A 14430-nucleotide genomic window follows, 5' to 3' on the forward strand; every position below is an offset into this window, starting at 1 on the left:
AATATCAGAAATCAATTTCTTTAGTCGGCGCGGGCAATTTATCTAAATCAGGAAGTTCGACTAATTCCTTCTCTGTTTCCTTCACCTCGACAGGCAATCGTAGGGGTTCGGGTGTTTCTTCCTCTTCAATAAAGTAACTTGCCAAGGGTAGGGCTTGTTCGAGATCTTCTAACGGTCGAGTAATCACGGTAACTGCAACCAGTTCCCCAATCCGTTTCGCTTCTGCCATACCCACTTGCAGCGCCATGGCGACTTCCGCCACTCGACCCCGGATAATCACGGTACATAAGCCCGCGCCAATGGTTTCGTAACCCGTGAGTTCTACATCGGCGGCTTTCAGCATCGCATCCGCTGCACCGACGATCGCGGGAAAGCCACGAGTTTCTAGAAGTCCCAGGGCTTGGGAACTATGGCGCGATCGCGTCTGCTGTTGCGCCTCTTCTAGCAAATGAGAACCCAGAGGTAAGACAACCTCCAAGTTTGGAAACGGTCGAGGAATTACTAAGGAGGACAATAACTGACCTTCTCGTTTAGCATGTTCAACCCCAGCTTGCACCGCAATCCGTACTTCTGCTGTAGCGCCGCGCACAATTGCTGTACAATGACCACTACCAATTTTTTCAAATCCTATCAACGTCACGCCAGACGCCTTGAGCATCGCATCAGCCGTACTCACAATCACGGGAAAACTGAGTGTAGACACCAAACCCAAAGAGGAATGACGAAAGCGATTTCGTTGAGTAGAAGGGGCGTGGGGGATAATTCCAGGGTTGTATGACTCCATAGCTCGGCTCTCCATGTCGTTGTTGGCTTTTCAGTGTTGCCTCTAATCCAGTCTAAGAAAACCAACACTCTAACCCTAACAACTTATCGGTATGACCTATCTCAGCGCTGATCTTAACACTACAGTTGAAGGGGCTAAATGACTCCCCTGCATCAGGAATCCAAATTATTGATTATAGGGAAATAGAGTTTTGAGAATCCGGTCTACACTCCCTTGTCCATAGATTGAGTTTCCCTCCGGGGAGTCAGCAGAGTCGGGTTCCTCTTCCGACGGGGACTCACTGGAACTGACCTCGGAATCAACGTCTGGGTTGACCTCCTGCGGTTCAGACTGTTCAGGAGAGGCAGATGGACTAGAGGCGATCGCCTCTTGTTCAGGTTCAGGATTCGCCGCTTCTGGGGGATTAGAGCTATCAACCGGAGGAGTCGCGGCTGGGGAAATCTCGGCAACTTGACGCCCCGCATCACCAACAACAGACCCCGCAGGCACAACGGTTAATCGCTCAATCGAAGCATTCCAAATCGTGGTCAGTGAACCGATACAAGAATTTGCCCCAATTGTTCCGTGACCCACGATCAATACACCTGTACCCATATTGACACCGGTTTCTATCTCTAACGTCCCTTGGTCAGCGTGCAGAATTGAACCTGCACCAATACAAACACCTGCCGCGATAATCATTTGACTCTCAGGATTAGCCCGCAAAATTACTCCCGATGAAATCACAGCACTCGGATCAATGGTTACATCACCTTGCACGTAGACATGAGAGTGACTGCTCAATGGTAGTGGCAGGGGCAAATGCATTTTATAGTTATGGACGTTATCAACGTGAAGATAATTAGGTCAATTGAATCAGAAGTCCCGCGATTTTGAAGTCAGTGATTTGGAATTACCTCTGTGGGCAAGGAAAGGGATTGAGGATTAAAACTTGTCAATTTTTTGTTGAACAATTTCGGAGAAAGCATTGAGTTCAACCCTAACTCCATCGCCAATCCCTAATCACAGATCACCCTTTCCTTTCCCGCTGACTTCTAAGGGTTATTGAGGGAATGATTGCTCAACTTGGCTTTTGAATCAGGGTTTCCAAGATACGCCGCTTGGCTTTTGGATCAATACCAATTAGACGCACATATTCCCCACTATGTTCAGCCATACAGCCTTCTAACCCCTCAATCACCTCAGCAACCTGATTGGAGTCGATCGGAGCGCAGCTTTGCCAGGAACCGGTGCGGAAGCGACGCTTGTCGGCGTGTTCGGTACCAATTTTGTAGCCTTGAGCTAACAAACCCCGGACTTGATCAATCGCCTCTTGGCTCAAAGACGTATCCGCAGGTGATACAGAATCCACTTTTGAGGGTGCGGATACCGGGCTGTAGCTGCGGCTGGTGCGATCGCGCCGACCATTTGAGGAGACCGATGTCCCTGTGGTCAAGGCTTTACTATCCGGTCGTTGAATAATTTCTTGTAGCACCCGCCGTTTCACATTGGGGTCAATGCCAATCAAGCGCACATACTCGCCTTCATGGTCGGCTAAACAGTCGGTAATCGCGTCCATCACCTCTGATTCCCGATTGGATTGAATCGACATCGCGCTCTTCCAGGAACTGGTGCGGAAGCGCCGCTCATCGGCATATTCTAAGCCAACCCCATAACCTTGAGCGACCAGTCCCGCCACCGTTTGCTGAAGATCAGACTCGAGTTGGGGTTGTGAACGGGAAACCTGACGGTTTTTGCTCGCCGCAGGTTGACTGTAACGATAACTCGAAGACGCTTTCGCTGGGGTGGACTTGGACGGCTGATCACCGGGTCTTTGGATAATTTCTTCCATCACCCGCCGTTTGACTTTCGGGTCAATCCCAATCAGGCGGACATATTCGCCTTGATGATCCTGCAAACAATCGCTCAAAGCATCAAGTACCTCTGATTCACGATCTGAGTGAATCGCGATCGCACTCTTCCAAGAACTCGTCCGGAAGCGCCGCTCATCTGCATATTCGGCACTAATCCGATATCCTTGAGCTAACAGTTGACGAATTTGTTTCTGCAGGTCTGAATTTATGGCTGTAAATGAAGGCATGGAACTATAAGAATAAGAAGAACGACGAGAAGGTTGATTTCCATTTTCCTGATCAGAGTCAGAGGCTTGAACCCTCTCCTTGCGGATTGGCGCAATACAAGCTTCATCCTCTGCACACTGATACCCTGATCGCAATGCATCGTTGCATGCGATCAGATTATGAGCAAACGTGAGATCCTCCTCTTGGACATCGGGCAGTCTATCCGCTTGCTGCTGATTATTAATGACTGCTCCAGAGGGTACATATTTCCCCGGCGGAATTTCCACATCTTGCACCAAGGCGTGCATCATAACGATACAGCCATGACCGATGCGAGCATTAAACACAGTGGAGCGAAAGCCAATAAAGCAATCATCTCCAATGTAGGCTGGACCGTGAATCAGGCACAGATGAGTGACGGAGGTATTCTGACCAATCCAGACGGAGTAAGCTTTTTGGTCATCCCCCATCACTCGCCCATCTTCTAAGCCATGAATCACCACTCCATCTTGAATATTCGAGCCAGCGGCAATGTAAAACGGTCCACCTTCGTCTGCTCGAATGGAAGTCCCCGGAGAAATCATGACATTTTCGGCGATTCTGACATCTCCGATAATGTTAGAAAAGGAGTGGACGTAGGCACTTTCGTGAATTTTGGGTTCCGCCAAACTTTTTGACCAAGGGGTCGGGGGTGCCGCGTAGCTACGAACTACCATGATAATATTTTCCTGCCTTGCACAACGTATATCAACGTGTTGTTTTTTTTGATTAAACCAAGAGCATTTTATCCATAAGCCTTGGATGTTTATCCCCATAGGGATATAAAGATCTTTGTTTAAGCTGGATCTTCAAACATCAGCAATTCTAGTTAGTTGGGTTTTGAGGGAGAAGTTTTTCGTTAAAACCGGGCGACTGAGCCGAGGGCTATTGGGTTGACTCCCCTCCCGCCAGCCGAATAAGTATTGGCTTTAATACGCCAAATTAGGATATGAATTCTTGGTCTGGCGGTCAGTCATCTTAGACCGATAAGGGAGTCAGACTCAGGGCTTGCTCATGATTGGTGTTAACGATTTCGGATGACGTTTTCCACCCCAGACTATCGATATTGATCTTTTTTACTGTAGAGAATGTGACTATCTACACTAACGGTGTCGATAATCCCCACTACCATAGCATCAATAGGGCGCTTATCACTTTCACCCACCTGACGGGCTGCGCTGCCACAACTCACCAAAACCCACTCATCCACACCCGCACCGACGACATCTGCTGCCACTTCGTAGTTAGGTAGAGGTTTACCCTCATCATCCATAAACTGTACTAAGAGAAATTTTACACCTCTCAGGCTGGGTTCTTTACAAGTACTAACGACTGTCCCCCGCACTCTGGCAATTTGCATTTATCCTCCACGGTTGGGATTTTGGATCGTCGGTTCTGGGCGGACTGAGTTGCCGTTTTTTTTAACGAGCGAGTCTTGCCTTTGTCTCAATCCCCAATTCACCTTTCCTATAATCATTTAAGGATAAGGGTATTGGTCTTAGGGACGGTTAAGCGGACGGATCGCATTCGTGCTTTCTCGGAACTGTTCTACATCCTCAGTGTACCGAATCGGCAGCACGTACTCTAGGTTTTCATGAGGGCGAGCAATAATGTGAGTGGATAGAACCTGACCCCCATTGACGCGCTTGACGTTATCCACACCAGCGGCTACAGAGGCTTGGACTTCCGACACATCGCCCCGGACGATAACCGTAACCCGACCACTGCCGATTTTTTCATACCCGACCAGGGTGACGCGGGCGGCTTTCACCATGGCGTCAGCGGCTTCGACGACAGCCGGAAAGCCGAGGGTTTCTACCATTCCAACGGCGATTGACATGAATGTTTCTCCAAAATCTAGGGGTTTGTCTGTTTTGACACCTTGGGAGCGCCAGGATTTAGCCCAATCTAAGCGTAGAGGTCTCGCTAATAGGATCGGAATTGTTCCACGGCTTCGCTATATCGAATCGGTAGAACGTATTCCAAGTTTTCGTGGGGACGGGCAATGATGTGGGTGGATACGACTTCACCCCCATTGACCCGATTGGCAGATTCTACGCCAGCAGCGACGGAGGCTTGAACTTCTGAGACATCGCCCCGAACAATAACCGTGACCCGCGCACTACCAATTTTTTCATACCCGACCAAGGTGACACGGGCAGCTTTCACCATGGCGTCAGCGGCTTCGACGACAGCCGGAAAGCCTTTGGTTTCAATCATTCCTACAGCAATTGGCACGTTGATTTTCTCCTTGTGAATACGTTGACCATGAGTCCGCCCATCCCGGTTGGGCAAAAATTTGGACGGGAATGCCGAAGTTTAGACTAATAAATTACTAGCCAAAACCAAGCATAGAGAAGCTTGGCACAATTGACAATATAAATTATTATGATAATTCTTAATCAAACTGTTTAACAAAACTTAACTTTAGAGCGATAATAATCGAGAGGTTGGGCAAAATTCTCAGCTTTTGCGAAATGTTGGCTTTGTTTTATAATTTTTGGGTAACGTTTTTATACGTTAAAATGACTTGTCTCCAGACGCCGGGACAATCACCTCATAATCAAGCAGGGGCAACGGGTAGGAGAACCGCTTGACCGAACAACTCAAGTATGGAGAGAAGGTCAAGGCTCTAGTATTAAGTATCACTTTGATTAAGCTGACCTTTAAATAGAGGGACTCAAGACAAGAGGGACTCAAACCGCGATCGCGCCAGCGAATCCCTCGGTCAATAGGCAAAATTCTGTATCGATATGATCCAGTGATAAAAAACCAACGAGGTACGCAAGCGGGATGACAGAGTTTCTGAATCAGACAATTTGGTTAGTGCCGTTTTATGGGTTAATTGGTGCCATTTTAAGCTTACCTTGGGCAACGGGTGTGATTCGCCGTACCGGTCCCCGTCCGGCTGCCTATCTTAACATATTAATGACGCTTTTTGCCTGTATTCACGGTTGGGTAATCTTCGGGTCTGCCGTGAATCAGCCGATGGTGAACGAGTTTGTATTTGACTGGCTGCAAGTTGGCGGCGTGAATTTCTCCTTCGCCCTAGAGGTTTCGCCCGTGAGTACAGGTGCGGCAGAGGTGGTGACCAGCCTCAGCCTGTTGGCGCAACTGTATGCCCTAGGATACATGGAAAAAGACTGGGCATTAGCCCGCTTTTTTGCCTTAATGGGATTCTTTGAAGGGGCGATGAGTGGAATTGCCTTGAGTAATTCCTTACTCTTGAGCTATGCTCTGTTGGAAATGCTCACCCTCTCCACCTATTTACTGGTTGGCTTTTGGTATGCTCAACCCTTAGTGGTTACCGCTGCACGAGATGCCTTTTTAACCAAGCGGGTGGGTGATATGTTGCTGTTAATGGGGGTTGTCACCCTGGGAAGCCTCGCGGGTAGCTTAAACTTTAATAACTTATACGATTGGGCAGGAACCGCCACCCTCCCCCCCATCCTCGCCACCTTGCTGGGATTAGCCCTAATTGCCGGACCCTTAGGGAAATGCGCTCAATTTCCCTTGCATTTGTGGTTAGATGAAGCGATGGAAGGACCCAACCCCGCCTCCGTCTTGCGGAATTCGCTGGTTGTCTGCTGTGGGGCGTATGTGTTGATTAAACTGCTGCCGATTTTAGCCATATCCCCAGTCACCTTATCCGTGTTAGTGGTAATTGGCACGATCACAGCGATTGGTGCATCCTTAGTCGCCATTGCCCAAATTGATATTAAGCGATCGCTCTCCCATACCACCAGTGCGTATTTAGGGTTGGTGTTTATCGCCGTGGGAACTGGACGCGCCGATATTGCAGCGACGTTACTCCTCGCCCACGCCGTTGCCAAAGCCCTATTATTTATGAGTACCGGTTCGATTATTCTCACCACCAGTAACCAAAATCTCACCGAGATGGGCGGCTTATGGTCACGGATGCCCGCCACAACCAGTGCCTTTGTCGTCGGAACAGCGGGGATGATTGGACTATTGCCCCTAGGGGGGTATTGGGCATTAAGTAAAGGCATTAATTCCCTGTGGGCGGATTCACCTGGATTAGTTGCCACCTTTATCGGGGTGAATGGGATTACCGCCCTCGGCTTAACCCGCGTCTTTCGCTTAGCCTTTTTAGGCAATCCTCAGCCCAAAACCCGCCGTACCCCGGAAGTGGGGTGGCCCATGGCGTTTCCGATGGTGGGGTTAACCCTAATTACTCTGGGGATGCCCTTGTTGCTGCAACAATTAAACCTGTTACCCAGTGCTAAGTATGAGTACCTGATTGAAGTCCCCCAACTGTTATTATTTGGTTCCAGCGTCGTGGGTTGTGCGATTGGCGGTTTAATGGACTTACACAGAATTGGATTGCGATCGATTCTCTTACCTGTGAGATTTTTGCAAGACCTTTTAGCTTATGATTTTTACGTCGATCGACTCTACAACCTGACTGTGGTCTTTGCCGTTGACCTGTTTTCTAAACTGACCGACTGGATTGACCGTCATATTGTCGATGGTGTGGTGAATTTAGTTGGTTTGGCGACTGTGGTTGGGGGTCAATCATTGAAATATAGTGTTTCGGGGAAATCCCAGTTTTACCTGTTAACGATTCTCATCGGCGTCAGCTTATTAGCACTCTTGATGAGTTGGCCCCTCAGTCAGTGGGACTGGGAACAGTGGTTGTTTCTGAATGGGCAGTAAAAATGTTGGTGTCGGTTGTAGGGGCGGGTTTTACCGATAACATTACGGATAAAACCACTAACTTATCTACCCTGTTCCCTGTTCCCTGTTCCCTGTTCCCTATCAAATAACTATGCTAAGTGCTTTAATTTTAGTCCCGCTATTAACAGCCCTAGTTGTCGGATTTTTGCCCACGACGCTGATGGCAAAAGGGGCGCGTAAAGTCACCTTAATTGTTACCAGTGGTCTATTTATTTGGTCACTGGTACTGCTAGCGCAGTTTAATCCTGGTCAGATGAGTCTTCAATTTCAAGAAAAACTGTCTTGGATTGAGTCAATTGGGTTAACCTACAGTTTAGGTATCGATGGGTTGTCAATACCCTTAGTGGTATTAAATGGCTTACTCACCGTGATGGCGGTTTACGCGACGGATGAGGAGTTAGAACGCCCTCGATTTTATTACACGCTAATTCTGTTATTAAACGCTGGGGTAGCCGGGGCATTTTTGGCGCAAGACTTATTGCTGTTTTTCCTCTTCTATGAACTGGAATTAATTCCCTTATATTTGTTAATTGCTATCTGGGGCGGAAAACGGCGTGGCTATGCGGCGACTAAGTTTCTCTTATATACAGCTGTGTCTGGGGCGCTGGTTTTAGCGGTCTTTTTAGGTTTGGTCTTTTTGAGTGGGGCAAATACCTTTGCCTACAGCAATGTGCAGAACTTAGCCTCATTATTACCCGTGGGTCGTCAATTGCTATTATTAGGCGGAATTCTAATCGCCTTTGGGATGAAAATTCCTTTAGTACCCTTTCATACCTGGTTACCGGATGCCCACGTTGAAGCCTCTACGCCTATTTCCATGCTGTTGGCGGGGGTGTTGCTGAAATTAGGAACCTATGGATTATTGCGCTTTGGTTTAGGATTATTCCCAGAAGCTTGGACAGTCGTTGCGCCTTGGTTAGCGATATGGGCAGTTGTCAGTGTGCTTTATGGGGCGTTTAATGCGATCGCGCAACGGGATATGAAGAAGATGGTGGCGTTTAGTTCAGTGGCGCACATGGGGTATATTTTACTAGCTGCGGCGGCGGCGACATCAATTTCCCTGGTGGCGGCGGTGATGCAAATGGTGAGTCATGGGTTAATCTCGGCGTTACTGTTTTTTTTGGTGGGTGTGGTTTATAAGAAGACGGGTTCGCGGGATTTAGATGTTCTCAATGGACTTTTGAATCGGGAACGCGGATTACCGTTGATTGGTAGCTTCATGGTATTGGCGGTGATGGCGAGTGCGGGAATTCCAGGAATGGTGGGATTTATCTCAGAATTTCTGGTATTTCGGGGGAGTTTTCCGGTGTTTCCTGTGCAAACGCTTCTGTGTATGATTGGGACAGTTTTAACGGCGGTGTATTTCCTAATTTTGCTGGATCGTACCTTTTTTGGGCGTCTCTCGGCGCAGTTGATTAATTTACCCCGGGTTTACTGGAGTGAACGGATACCGGCGATTGTCTTAGCGGTGTTGATTGTTATTTTTGGGATTCAACCGGGATGGTTAGTGCGGTTGAGTGAAACCACTACGGCGACGATGGTGACGAATTCACCGACAATGGCTTTAGGCGTTGAGGTGAGTCGATAATATTGTGGTCAGTTGTCATTTGTCATTTGTCATTTGTCATTTGTCATTTGTCATTTGTCATTTGTCATTCGTCATTCTAACGGATCAGTCGGGGCGGGTTTAGTTACATCTAGGTTAGGTTAGAAACGATAGTCGTGAAACCCGCCCCTACAAAACCAATTGATCAAAAGTCATCAAGGGTAACAACTAATAATTATTCCCATGGTAATCAGTCACAAAACATCTAAAACTCATCCCCTAGAACCTTATATTAAACGCCTCAATTCCGGTGAAGCGTTGCTGGTGGATTCACCAGAGAATGTGCTAGAGGTTGTGGGGATTTTACATAGTTATGGCATTGTCCTAGATGCCTATTCGCGCAATCTAATTTATATTGCTGAGAATCAGTTTTTAGTTTTTTTCCCCTTCTTTAAATACTTCAACGGGGAGGTTTCTCTCCAGAAGCTAATACGGCACTGGTGGCATAATCGGATTAATTTTGAATATGCCGAATACTGTATGAAATCGATGTTTTGGCATGGGGGTGGAAAATTAGATGCTTATCTAGATACGCCAGAATTTGAACAACACTGTGCCGCCGCGATTCAGGCAAAGTTTAAGGGGAATCCGTTTGTCCAAGGGTTAAACTGGTTATTTCCCAATTTTCTCACCGAACAAGTGCGTCAGATGGCATATTACAGTGGCTTGGGTCAATTCTGGCGGGTGATGAGTGATATTTTTATGGAGTTATCTAGTCGCTATGACAAGGGGGAAATTAAGACGATTCCCCAAGTTGTGGAACATATTTTAAATGGATTAGTGGCGGCGGCGAGTAAACCGATTACCTATAGCGTGAAAATTCGCGATCGCGAGTATGAGATACTTCCCAAATCCGCTGGGTTAACCTTTCTCATGGATACAGCCGTACCCTATGTGGAGGCGATTTTCTTTCGGGGAACGCCGTTTTTAGGGACGGTTTCCTATAACGCCCAAGCCAATCAGATTCCGCCAGAACAAGGTAAGTTTACTTATGGGGCATTATATGCTGATCCGTTACCTGTGGGTAGTTCGGGGATTCCACCCACATTATTGATGCAGGATATGCGTCATTATTTACCGGATTATCTGCATCAAGTCTATCAGCGATCGCGTCGGGGAGAGGATGATTTGGGGGTGCAGATTTGCCAAACGTTTCAGAAGTCGATGTTTTGTGTAACAACGGCGGCAATTTTGGGATTAGCGCCTCATCCCTTGGATACGACGGAACCGGAACAACAAGCAGAAAATCGGGCGTATTTGGAGAATTGGATGGATCGATTTGTGACATCGCGGATCAATGATGTTAATCAGTGAGTCATTTGTCATTTGTCATTTGTCCTGTCATTCGTTTGCAGCCCTACACGCGCCGACGAAATAATTCTTGTCTATTATTATGACTCAAACTCTTCCAGCTAGAGAGATTACTCTCCATGAATTAGAAACAAAATTTGGCATCCAGTTGGTTGAAGATGACCAATTCTTCCGAGAATGGCAGGACAACTTACCGGAAATTACTGACGCCGAGAAAGAAAGGTTGGACAGAGTAAAACTCAGTTATCAGAATTTAACGAAATACCCACCTCTGTTGGAAAACACCGTAAAAATGGTTGTTCTCTCTCCCTTGCTAGACTTAGCGGATTTCTACCTCCACCCCTTCCACATCAAATCCGAGACGTCTGTAGCAATAGCAGCAGAAGATGAGGGAGTTATTGTCAGAGGAGAGATCGATGTATTGGCTTTATTAGAACAAGTTTGGCTAGTTGTCATTGAATCAAAAAAAGCCGCATTTTCTCTAGACGTTGGCAAACCACAACTTCTCGCTTATATGTTATCAAATCCTGATCGGGAAGAACCTGCCTACGGACTAATTACGAATGGGAGTAGCTTTAGATTTATAAAATTAGTCAAAGGAGAAACAACTCGATACGCTGTATCTAAATTGTTTGATATTTTCAATCCGGGAAATGAACTGTATAGCGTTTTGAGGGTACTGAAGCGTTTAGGTCAATTAGCAATGAGTAACCAATGAGGTAGTTTTTGTTTATACTAAACCTCTAAGTAGGTTGGTGGAAATAAACTTAACTAGATCAAGTTATGTAAACAAGCCTTAAACCCTTACTGTTCCCTGTTCCCTGTTCCCTGTTCCCTGTTCCCTAATCTCAACCGTTAACTTTAATTGTGTCCACCCACTTAAACGATCAGATTAAGCCAACTAGGATAGGCACAAGACTGGTGATTTTGTAAGGGTAATCCCTGATACGTCGAACCTATTTCGCTAACACCCTGCTCAAATTCCTCCAGATTCATAGTATCAACTTCAACAAGTGCCTCAAACGCAATTGTCCACCAATTCTCATTGTTAACGGTAAGCTGGGTTAATTCATAGGTAATCTCTTGGTAAAAACGTTGCGATCGCGCTTTGTTCACCGACACCCATGATCCTTGTGTCAAGCCGCCTTTGGGCATGAGACTCTCAGACGTTGAGTCTTGACAACTCCACTTAATCCATTGTTCAATCCCGCCTTCCCAGTGGCGACTAAATTGTCGGATACCCAATTCTGCCTTACGCCACTTAACCTCTAAACTGCCTTGCCGAAATTTAATATTCAGATAGGGACAATCGGGGATATAAAGATAAGTATCCTCCCTGGTTTCTGGCGATCCTAATATCTCACCTGGACAATCTGTGGTGAACCAATCATTCACCTGTTTGGGTAAACTACCGCGATTGAACCAGCGCAGTTCTAATGTGATGAAGTCATTTGTCATTTTTTAGGTGTAACAGGGAACAGGGAATTAAAATTCAGACTTAATCTTGCTGGTGAGCGAATTTATAAGCGCCAACAAAGGATAGTGCGATCGCAAAGGCTAATAACACGGGGATAGAATACCAGGGAAACTGGGATAGGGGTAAATAAGCAGCCGCCCGGAGTCCGGTACTAGCATAGCTGAGGGGTAACAAGTAGACGATAACTTTTAATGCCAAGGGTAATGTTCTCGGATCAAAGAACGTTGCACCCAAAAATGACATTGGTACAATCACAAAATTGTTGTACAATCCCACGGATTCTAAGGACTTGACATTCAATCCCACCAGTACCCCTAACCCGGCAAATACGGCACAATTTAGCAGCAACACTAGCAAAAATAAGGGATTGATAAAGCTGAAAACTTTACCGGTAAATAGAATCGCTACCACAATCACTGAACCGGATGTCATCAACCCGCGCACGATTCCGGCTAGAATTTTACCCAAATACAGTGCTAACGGGTGTACAGGCATCAGTAGTGTTTCAGCAAAGGTTTTGGTGTAAAGCCGTTCACCGCATATCGAAAAGGTTGTCCCACTGAAACTAATCGTCATCGATGAGAGGGCAATCATCCCCGGTAGGATAAACTCTAAATAGCTGTCACCCGCCGCAGGTTCCATGGCTGAATCCAGGGCGCTACCCAATCCCAAGCCAAATCCGATAATGTAAATTAGTGGGGAGATGAGTCCAGCCGCCGCGACTTGCAGGATTCTCACCCGTAGCTTTAACCATTCACCCCAGAATACGGTGAGGCTATCGGCGATGATGGTTTGCCATTGACTGCCTTTGAGAGTTTTGCTCAAGGGGAATACGAGATTAGACTTCACAATATCGATAGGATTAACATCTCTTCTTAATATTACTTCATAATTCCGGGCATCTGGCTTATGGTGTGGGGGAGTCAGTTATTGGTGAGGAGGGCGGGTTTTGTTGTTCCGTTATTGGTGAGGAGGGCGGGTTTTGTTGTTCCGTTATTTCAGCAATAGCTGACAATAGTCCCTAAACCCGCCCCTACAGTCCCTAAACCCGCCCCTACAGTTTATTGACCATTTAGGCGGCGGAATGTTTCGCGATGTTCCGGTTAGGTATGAGGGAGATGGGGAAGCTGGGGAAGATGAGGGAGATGAGGGAGATGGGGAAGAGGGGAAGGTCAGGGCGGATTTAGCCATACTTGTAGGGGCGGGTTTAGCCACTCAATTCAGACATTCACCGATAACTTCTCAACAAAACCCGCCCTCCCCACCAATAACCTATCAACAAAAACGGTTTCAGGATAAGGTGGTGTTGATTGGGGCTTACGCGCCCTCGTTACGGGATAGGTTTTATACCCCCTTTTCTCACTATCAGGGAACTACACCGAAACCGATGTATGGGGTGGAGATTCAGGCGCTGTTGACGAGTCAGATAATTCAGGCGGCGCTGGGGGAAGCTGGGGGAATTCGGGGGGTGGCGCAACTGTGGGAATATGGCTGGATTTGGCTGTGGGTGAGTTTGGAATATGGGTTTCTACGACGCTGGCGACGGGGGCGTTATCCGGGGTTGACGTTGATTATGGCGTTAATTGGGGGGATGGGTTTAAGTGGTGTTGTGCTGGGGGTGACATACACAGCGTTTTTGCTGGATATCTGGATACCGTCGGGGGCGGCGTTGGTGGGAATTGGGCTAATGGGGGTGTGGGGAGTGCTGTATTTTTATCTTCAGGAGTTGCAGGAGTATAACCGTTTATTAGTCGCGCAGGTGAATCAGAAGACGCAGCATTTAGAGGAGGCGTTGATTCAACTGCAAACGACGCAAAATCAGTTAATTCAGCAGGAGAAACTCACGGCGATGAGTTCCTTGGTGGGAAATTTATCCCATGAGTTGAAAAATCCCCTCTGGGCGCTGGGAAATCGGTTGGAGATTTTAACCATGTTAACTCAGCAATGGCGACAGGGGAAGGGAGAGGAGGTGGTGTTCAAATGGGAGGAGCAGATAGAGAAGGCGAAACAGGAGTTAAATCGGGCGAATGGGTTGGTGGCGACATTGCTTCCGGTTCCCCAGGGGGAGTTACCCCAGAGTTTGGCGAGGGCGACGGTGGGGATGATTGTAGAGTTGGCGGTGAAGTTGGCTTGTCCCCAGGATGAGGGGATTGAGATAGAGTGGCGATTGGGGGAGTGGGATGGGGTTCCGGTGAAGGTGCCGTTGTTGGTGTTGCGGGTGTTGACAAATTTACTGGATAATGCTGTGTATGCGGTGCGGTGTAAGCGGGAAGGGTTGGAGGAGTCTGATGCTTCCCCATCTTCCGGTTACATTCCCCAGATTCGGATTGAGTGGGTTAACCCTGAGCGAAGTCGAAGGGTTAACACCGAGCGACTTGTATCGAGCGGAGTCGAGATAAGTCGAAGGGTCAACAATGAGTCGGTAATTTGGCGGGTTTGGGACAATGGGATAGGG

At 47.4% G+C, this 14430-nt stretch carries 13 protein-coding genes; 5 read left to right on the forward strand and 8 right to left on the reverse strand.

What is annotated here, in order from left to right; all coding sequences use genetic code 11:
* Positions 1–4 precede the first annotated feature (4 nt).
* From RID53_RS11520 to RID53_RS11545, 6 genes are all read right to left on the reverse strand, one after another.
* On the reverse strand, positions 5–784 hold the full coding sequence (locus RID53_RS11520) for a BMC domain-containing protein (protein WP_446388234.1): 780 nt from the start codon (positions 782–784) through the stop codon (positions 5–7).
* A 165-nt stretch (positions 785–949) separates the two neighbouring features.
* The gene (locus RID53_RS11525; protein ID WP_446388235.1) at positions 950–1567 is read right to left on the reverse strand and encodes a hypothetical protein; all 618 of its coding nucleotides are present in this window, start codon (positions 1565–1567) and stop codon (positions 950–952) included.
* Positions 1568–1844: 277 nt separating this feature from the next.
* The gene (locus tag RID53_RS11530) at positions 1845–3560 is read right to left on the reverse strand and encodes a ribulose bisphosphate carboxylase small subunit (protein WP_446388236.1); all 1716 of its coding nucleotides are present in this window, start codon (positions 3558–3560) and stop codon (positions 1845–1847) included.
* Between the two features lie 380 nt (positions 3561–3940).
* Entirely contained in the window at positions 3941–4243 is a 303-nt protein-coding gene (locus tag RID53_RS11535) for a EutN/CcmL family microcompartment protein (RefSeq protein WP_446388237.1), read from the reverse strand.
* A gap of 138 nt (positions 4244–4381) precedes the next feature.
* Positions 4382–4723 carry a carbon dioxide-concentrating mechanism protein CcmK gene (locus RID53_RS11540; RefSeq protein WP_006105258.1) on the reverse strand — a complete coding sequence of 114 codons (342 nt, stop codon included), beginning with the start codon at positions 4721–4723 and terminating at the stop codon, positions 4382–4384.
* 86 nt (positions 4724–4809) lie between these two features.
* Positions 4810–5121, reverse strand: a complete 312-nt coding sequence (locus RID53_RS11545; protein WP_006105229.1) for a carbon dioxide-concentrating mechanism protein CcmK — start codon at positions 5119–5121, stop codon at positions 4810–4812.
* Between the two features lie 555 nt (positions 5122–5676).
* Here RID53_RS11545 and RID53_RS11550 point away from each other — a divergent pair.
* The 4 genes from RID53_RS11550 to RID53_RS11565 all read left to right on the forward strand — a co-directional run bounded on the left by RID53_RS11550 (position 5677) and on the right by RID53_RS11565 (position 11216).
* Positions 5677–7560: an NAD(P)H-quinone oxidoreductase subunit F gene (locus RID53_RS11550; protein ID WP_446388238.1), complete on the forward strand. Its 1884-nt coding sequence runs from the start codon at positions 5677–5679 to the stop codon at positions 7558–7560.
* A 112-nt stretch (positions 7561–7672) separates the two neighbouring features.
* Entirely contained in the window at positions 7673–9169 is a 1497-nt protein-coding gene (locus RID53_RS11555) for an NADH-quinone oxidoreductase subunit M (protein WP_446388239.1), read from the forward strand.
* A 201-nt stretch (positions 9170–9370) separates the two neighbouring features.
* Positions 9371–10501, forward strand: coding sequence for a CO2 hydration protein (locus RID53_RS11560; RefSeq protein WP_446388240.1), 1131 nt, complete (start codon positions 9371–9373; stop codon positions 10499–10501).
* A gap of 79 nt (positions 10502–10580) precedes the next feature.
* Positions 10581–11216, forward strand: a complete 636-nt coding sequence (locus RID53_RS11565) for a type I restriction endonuclease (protein ID WP_446388241.1) — start codon at positions 10581–10583, stop codon at positions 11214–11216.
* 161 nt (positions 11217–11377) lie between these two features.
* Here RID53_RS11565 and RID53_RS11570 read toward each other — a convergent pair whose 3' ends face one another.
* Together RID53_RS11570 and RID53_RS11575 are read right to left on the reverse strand one after the other, a co-directional pair.
* Positions 11378–11956 (reverse strand): hypothetical protein, encoded by a 579-nt coding sequence (locus RID53_RS11570; protein ID WP_446388242.1) that lies wholly within the window; start codon positions 11954–11956, stop codon positions 11378–11380.
* 40 nt (positions 11957–11996) lie between these two features.
* Positions 11997–12824: an ABC transporter permease gene (locus RID53_RS11575; protein ID WP_446388243.1), complete on the reverse strand. Its 828-nt coding sequence runs from the start codon at positions 12822–12824 to the stop codon at positions 11997–11999.
* Between the two features lie 235 nt (positions 12825–13059).
* Here RID53_RS11575 and RID53_RS11580 point away from each other — a divergent pair.
* Positions 13060–14430, forward strand: a 1371-nt coding sequence (locus RID53_RS11580) for a CHASE2 domain-containing protein (RefSeq protein WP_446388244.1), incomplete at its 3' end; no start/stop codon positions are given.

Source organism: Coleofasciculus sp. B1-GNL1-01, from assembly GCF_040220235.1.
Classification (GTDB): domain Bacteria; phylum Cyanobacteriota; class Cyanobacteriia; order Cyanobacteriales; family Coleofasciculaceae; genus Coleofasciculus.